Consider the following 6,396-nt stretch of genomic DNA (forward strand, 5'->3'; position numbering starts at 1 on the left):
TCCGCGCTCAGTTGGCCCGGTTGCGGTCAATATCCAGTGGAAGGCTCACTGTGACGGTGGTGCCGGAGCCCAGGGTGGAGGCCACGTCGATCCGGCCGCCATGGCGGGCCACAATGTCCTTGGTAATGGCCAGTCCCAGCCCGGTTCCGGGAATGGCTCCGGACATGGCATTGGACGCCCGGTAGAACCTGGTGAAAACGTGGTCGATTTCCTCGCTGGAGATGCCGATGCCGGTGTCAGCCACGCTGACGGTTGCCCAGCGGGTGCCGTCTGCCGCCGCATGGGACTCGCTTCCCACCTCAATCCGGCCGCCGCTTGGCGTGAATTTGATGGCGTTGGACACCAGATTCGTGAATACCTGCTGCAGCTGCACCTCGTCAGCCAGGATTTCGGGGTCCTCCGGTGCAGGATCCACCGCAATAGTGACATTCTGCAGCTGGGCCAGGGGCCGCAGGGCCCCCGCCACCAGGTCCAGCGTCTGGCCCAGGCGCACCGGGGTGAGATGCATCAGATTGTCTTCGAGGCCATTGCGGGACACGCTGAGCATGTCCTCGATCAGCATCCGGAGCCGCTCGGTATTGCGGACCACGATGTCCAGCATCTGGTGGACTTCGGGCGATACGGGCTGCTCGGTGCTTTCCTGGATCATGTCCAGGTAGGCCATGATGGACGTCAGCGGGGTCCTGAGCTCGTGATTCACTGTGGCGAGGAAGTCGGTTTTCGCCTTGTCCAGCTGCCGAAGCTGCTTGACCACCTGCTGCTGGCTGCTGATCAGGTGGCTCTGGATCAGCCCGTGTGCTGCATTGCCGGCCACGTGCTGGATCAGGCCAAGCTCTGCGCGGGACCATTGCCGCGGCTCGTCCAGCATCGCGATCCAGATGATTCCCAGCGAGGAGCTGCCTTCACCCATCGGCACCGCCAGCAGCGAGGCCGCAGGGCCAGGGCGCGGGTTGCCTCCGGGCTCGCCTGTTTGCCCGTCCTCTTCGGACCCCTCGGAGGAGCTCAACGTTTCGGCCCCGGCCCACAGCATGTCGGCCGTCTGCCGGGCGGAGTCCTCGTCCGGCAGCGCGGTGTCAGCCAGCGGTTCAAGGCCCGGCCTGGTCCATGCGGCGGTGATGGGGGGAACCCGCTCGTCCTCGAACGTGGTCAGCCGGACGTGGTCTGCCTTGAACGTTCGCCCGAAGCCAGCGACCACATGGCCGGCGATCTCCTGGGGATCGTTGGTTCCGCGCACTGCGGCGGAAACCTGCCGGAGCTGTTCGCGCAGCGCCTCAGCCTCCTGCCGGGCGATCCTGCGCCGGGCCACCTGGCTGATCAGGGACGTGGCCCGGTGGACCAGTTCCTTGGGCGGCGGGGGTTTGGCGATGCAGTCGTGGACGCCGGGAGGCTGCATGGCTGCCAGTTCGGCCGGGCTGTCCAGATCCACCATCACCAGGACTGGCGCCTCGGCTTCGACCGCGGACAAGGACGTGTCCACCACGATGACGGAAGGTTCGCCTGCAGCCAGCAAGCGGGCGAGGCCGTCCGCATCACGCGCGGTGCGGACTTCATAACCAGCTTCCCGCAGTGCGCGCGCATTCAGGGCCAGCCGCCCGTCGTCGGGGTCCGCTACATAAGCGGTGCGTGGCACAGACGGGTCCCACGGCAAATCAGCCGCCACAATGCCCCCTTCGCTCCCAGTTGAGTACATTGTAGGGCGGCGCACCCCGGATGCTCCCTTGGAAGCTGCACATCGCCCCAGCGTGACGGAAGGAGGCCCCCTCCGCGGACGCCGACGCACCGCCGCCAGGCCTGAAACTGCTGCGTGGACCATGCGCAACATATATTTGGGCTGTGTCCTCTCCAGCGAAATCGGTGCGCTCCTCCTGGCGGAAGTACCTGATGATCCCCAAGCTTGCCCGGCTGTCCCGTTCTGCGCCCAAGGACCGGCGCCTGGCGTGGGACAAATACTGGGCAGGCATCAGGGCCACCGGCCCGGGCGGCGAGGTTTTGTGGGATTCGGGCCGTGACCACGAGTTCCTCGGTTACCGTGACGTGCTGCTGCGCCATGTGGATCCGGAACTTCCCCTGGTTGATGTGGGCTGCGGACACGGCAGTTTTACCCGCGCGCTGGCAGGGACCTTCCGCGAGGTGGTTGGTGTGGACGTGTCCGCCCATGCGGTGGCGCGTGCACGCGCGGAGTCGGAAGCGCAGGCAGGCCTGGCCGGGCGCATCCGTTTCGAAGCCCGGGATATGACAGCGCCCGGTGCCGCCCGCGGGCTCGCCGGTGAACGCGGCGCCAACGTGTTCATCCGCGGTGTGCTCCACGTCCTGAATCCTGCCGACCAGGCAGCGCTGGTGAAGAACCTTCGGGTCCTGGCAGGCGGCGGCGGCACGGTCTTCCTTGCCGAAACGAACTTCCAGGGCAACCCCCTGGACTATGTCTCGCATCTGGGCGCAACAGCCAAAGACATCCCGGCACCCCTCGAACGTGCCATCCGCGAACTGCCGATGCCGGGCCATTTTGGCCCTGAAGAGCGATCCAGCATCCTGCCGCAGGAGGCCTGGGAGCTCTTGGAGGACGGCGATGTCGCCATCGAAACGAATCCAGTGACCGGCGTGCCCGCGCAGAGCCGGATTCCCGGCTACTACGCCGTGCTGCGCCCGCGCCGCCAGCCGTTCCCGGCCTCAGGATCCCCAGCGGCCACGAGCCCTGCCCTTGACATGGAGGCTGGTCCGGAGGCTCCATAGTAAGTAGACTTACTAGTTACCTCCAGGGGAAAGGATGGCCATCATGGCACAGGACAAAGGTAACAACACGCGCGAAGCTGACGCGGACCGGGACGAAGAAGATCTGGGAGCAGGACCGGACGGCGGAAAGGTCCGCACTGGCCCGGAGTCATCAAAATCCCTGAAGTACTCGCAGGAGGTCACCTCACCGGAGGACGAGCCGGAGCGCGAGGGCCGCAGCCTGGTCACCACGCACCACGAAGTCATCAGGCAGTGGGCGGAGGAACGCGACGGCGTTCCCGCCACTGTGGAAGGCACTGAGCATGGTGACCATCTCGGTGTGCTGCGGATCGATTTCGGCGGCGAAAACGACAAGCTTCGCCACATCAGCTGGGAGGAATGGTTTGAAACCTTCGACTCCCGGGGACTGAATTTCATTTACCAGGAACAGCGCAGCGACGGCCAACAATCAAATTTCTTCCGGCTGGAAAATCCCGGCCGGGAAGACGCCTAAGCCGCATCCGTCCTGCCGTACCCCCACAAGACCTGCGCCGGAGAACCTCCGGCGCAGTCCCGTCGTCGGCAGGCGCATAACCTACAGGAACAACAATGCGCGAACTTATCCCAACCGGTTCCCTCCGCGGGATGCTGCTGCCACCCACCTACGGCCGGCATGTCACGGATTCCACCGCCTTCACCGTGCTGTCAGTGGAAATCTGGTCCACGGGCCTGGTGGTCAACATCCAGCTGGCCTCCGACAACGAACCGGAACCGGTCATCATCCTCCAGGACCACTTCGGCACCGAATACTCGCTGCTCAGGTCCGCGAACATCGGCTCGCGGAACCTGCAGGTCTTCACCCCCTCGGTGCCGCCCGGAACCCGGAGCCTGACCGTCAGATCCGCCGATGAGGCCCACCCCCGGCCGGTGGTGACCTTTGCTGTCCCGCTCATGGCGGTCCCGGACAGGCTGCCGGAAACGGACGACGGCGAGTATCCGCCACCGCCGGAACTGCGCCGCCCAGCCTGATCGCCAAAGCCGCCCCGCCTGATTGCCAACCTGATTGCCAAGAGGAGCCACCATGCAGGACACCACAGGTTTCAGCCCCGCCACCGCCATTGTCACCGCATCAGATTCCGGAATCGGCAAGGCCACTGCCGTGGCGTTGGCCCAAGCGGGGATGGATATCGGTGTCACCTGGCATTCTGACAAAGCGGGGGCTGAGGCAACGGCGGAAGAAGTCCGCAGCCTGGGCCGCAAGGCGGTGGTGCGGCAGCTGGACACCACTGATCTCCAGGGCGCCGGCGCCGTCATCGATGAACTGGCGGAAGAGCTCGGCGGCGTGGACGTCTTTGTGAACAACGCGGGGACCGGTGACGGGACAAAATTCCTGGACCTGGATGTCGAAACGTGGATGCAGACACTGGACACGAACCTCAATGGCGCGTTCGTCTGCCTGCAGGCCGCAGCCCGGCGCATGGTCCACGCCGGAAAGGGCGGGCGCCTGGTGGCAGTCACCAGCGTCCATGAATTCCAGCCGCGGGTGGGATCCTCCGCCTACGACGCCTCCAAGCACGGACTGGGCGGGCTCATGAAAACGCTGGCCCTGGAACTTGCCGAGCACGGCATCACCGCCAACAGCGTGGCCCCCGGCGAAATAGCCACCCCTATGACGGGGCAGGAGAACGAAGATCCCACCACCAAGGACAGGCCCGGCGTTCCGCTGGGACGGCCCGGCGACGCAAGGGAAATCGCCGCGGTGATCGCGTTCCTGGCTTCCCCCGCCTCGAGCTACGTCACCGGCGCCTCCTGGGCCGTGGACGGCGGCATGCTGCAGATGGGCCCGCAGGGCGGGTCCCACATCACCAGCCATGAATGGCGGCAGGGGTAGCCGCCGTCGGCTGAACGCCGTTGAACAGTCAGCAGGTTAGAGCTTCGCTTGGCTGAGCCTTACGGCCGGGACTCCATAAGTAGCGCACGCCCGTATTACGGCGAGGGCAAGCGCTTTCCCAGTGGCTGCTGGCATGATGGTGCCTATGCGCATTCTTATTGCTCCGGACAAGTTCAAGGGTTCCCTTACGGCTGCTGAAGCGGCCGCCGCCATCGCCGAGGGCGCCCTGCGCGTCTACCCGGACGCCGTCGCCACGCAGTTCCCCATAGCCGACGGCGGCGAGGGCACCCTGGAAGCCGCGGTGGCAGCCGGCTACGAAGAGCGGATCAACGCCGTGGTGGGCCCCATCCTTGCCCCGGTTGGCGCAGCCTGGGCCATCAGGAAAGCCGACGGCGGCAAGGTCACCGCTGTGATTGAAACCGCCCAGGCCTCCGGCCTTGCCGAGATGGAGCCAACCCCGGCCAATGCCCTGCGCGCCCACAGCTACGGCTGCGGCCAGCTGATAGCGGCCGCCCTGGATGCGGGAGCCACGGAAATCGTCCTCGGGCTCGGCGGATCCGCCATGACCGACGGCGGCAGCGGGGCCCTGCGCGCCCTGGGCCTGAAGCCGCTCGACGCCGCCGGGAATGTGGTGCCGCTCGGTGGCGGTTCGCTCGCAGACGTTGTGGCACTGGACACCACTGCGCTTGACCCCCGGCTGGCCGCTGCCAGCTTCCGCATCGCCGTCGACGTGCGCAACCCGCTGTACGGAACGCTGGGAGCTGCCCACGTCTTCTCCCCGCAGAAGGGCGCCGACGAGGAAGCCGTGGAACTGCTCGACGCCGGGCTGCGCAACTGGGCGTCCCTCCTGCGGGAGGCGACGGGCCGGGACGTCAACGTCGAGGGAGCGGGCGCCGCCGGCGGCTTCCCTGCGTCGTTCCTTGCCTTCACTGACGCCGCACTCGAAGGCGGCTTCGCGCTGGTGGCTGGACTGACCGGCCTGGCGGACCAGCTCGCCGAGGCTGACCTGGTGATCACCGGGGAAGGGTCCATGGACGGCCAGTCGCTGACCGGAAAGGCTCCGATTGCGCTCGCGGATGCTGCGCGGGAACGTGGCATTCCGGTGATCGTGGTGGCCGGCCGGATCCTGGTGACCCCGGAAGACCTTGCCGGGCATGGCGTGGTTGCCGCAGCGCAGTTGCTGGACGTGGCTTCGAGCCCCGATGACGCTGTGGCCAACGCCGCGAAGTACCTGGCCTGGGCGACAAGCCAGGTACTCGAGGGTGCCTAGCCCGGCAGCGGCTGGCTAAAGGCTGCCCGGCTAAACAATGGTGGTGTTGCGGCGGCGGCGCCAAATCAGGATCAGGATCAGGACCACCAGGACCACCGCGCCAATCACCCACGGCGTGTAATCGAGCCTGGTGGACTCGTTTTGCGCCGATTCGCCGGTGCCCGGATTGGCAGGGCCGGTGGAGGCGGTATCCCCGGGGGATGGTGTGGGAGACGCGGCCGACTGCGCCCACGCCCCTCCCGGGGATGCCGTGATGTGCTGCCCGAACGGGCTTGGCGCCGCGTGGGCGGATCCGGCAGAAAGCGCCGGTGCGGCAATGAGCAGCAGGGCCATCAGGGCTGTCCGAAAGAATGTACGCATGAAGTTCTCCTGTCGGGTTCAGGGGTAACGGTCAAAGGTCAAAACAAGGGGTTTGAAGCCGGCTTCAGGCAGGCTAGCTGTACTGTCCCGGCAGGTTAGTGACACGGGGATTGATTTGACGCAATAAGAGGACCTCCGGGTGTTGTGTGGTGCTTGTCGAGAGCAA

General features: G+C 66.3%; 7 protein-coding genes. 5 read left to right on the plus strand and 2 right to left on the minus strand.

Features of this window, described 5'->3' with window-relative positions; all coding sequences use genetic code 11:
• Window positions 1-7: 7 nt before the first annotated feature.
• Window positions 8-1,630: a sensor histidine kinase gene (locus BMX78_RS10755; protein WP_286138902.1), complete on the minus strand. Its 1,623-nt coding sequence runs from the start codon at window positions 1,628-1,630 to the stop codon at window positions 8-10.
• Between the two features lie 251 nt (window positions 1,631-1,881).
• Here BMX78_RS10755 and BMX78_RS10760 point away from each other — a divergent pair, with 251 nt between their 5' ends.
• The 5 genes from BMX78_RS10760 (at window position 1,882) to BMX78_RS10780 (ending at window position 5,870) form a co-directional block, all read left to right on the plus strand.
• On the plus strand, window positions 1,882-2,730 hold the full coding sequence (locus tag BMX78_RS10760) for a class I SAM-dependent methyltransferase (protein ID WP_091419283.1): 849 nt from the start codon (window positions 1,882-1,884) through the stop codon (window positions 2,728-2,730).
• A gap of 43 nt (window positions 2,731-2,773) precedes the next feature.
• On the plus strand, window positions 2,774-3,223 hold the full coding sequence (locus BMX78_RS10765) for a hypothetical protein (protein WP_211482567.1): 450 nt from the start codon (window positions 2,774-2,776) through the stop codon (window positions 3,221-3,223).
• A 95-nt stretch (window positions 3,224-3,318) separates the two neighbouring features.
• Complete coding sequence (locus tag BMX78_RS10770; RefSeq protein ID WP_091419284.1) at window positions 3,319-3,738, plus strand: hypothetical protein; 420 nt, start codon at window positions 3,319-3,321, stop codon at window positions 3,736-3,738.
• Between the two features lie 52 nt (window positions 3,739-3,790).
• A complete protein-coding gene (locus tag BMX78_RS10775) occupies window positions 3,791-4,600 on the plus strand; it encodes an SDR family oxidoreductase (protein ID WP_091419286.1) in 810 nt (269 codons plus the stop codon).
• Between the two features lie 145 nt (window positions 4,601-4,745).
• Entirely contained in the window at window positions 4,746-5,870 is a 1,125-nt protein-coding gene (locus BMX78_RS10780) for a glycerate kinase (RefSeq protein ID WP_091419288.1), read from the plus strand.
• 30 nt (window positions 5,871-5,900) lie between these two features.
• Here BMX78_RS10780 and BMX78_RS10785 read toward each other — a convergent pair whose 3' ends face one another.
• Window positions 5,901-6,230 (minus strand): LuxR family transcriptional regulator, encoded by a 330-nt coding sequence (locus tag BMX78_RS10785; protein ID WP_091419289.1) that lies wholly within the window; start codon window positions 6,228-6,230, stop codon window positions 5,901-5,903.
• Between the last annotated feature and the right edge of the window lie 166 nt (window positions 6,231-6,396).

The sequence above is a fragment of the Arthrobacter sp. OV608 genome (genome assembly GCA_900110595.1).
GTDB lineage: Bacteria > Actinomycetota > Actinomycetes > Actinomycetales > Micrococcaceae > Arthrobacter.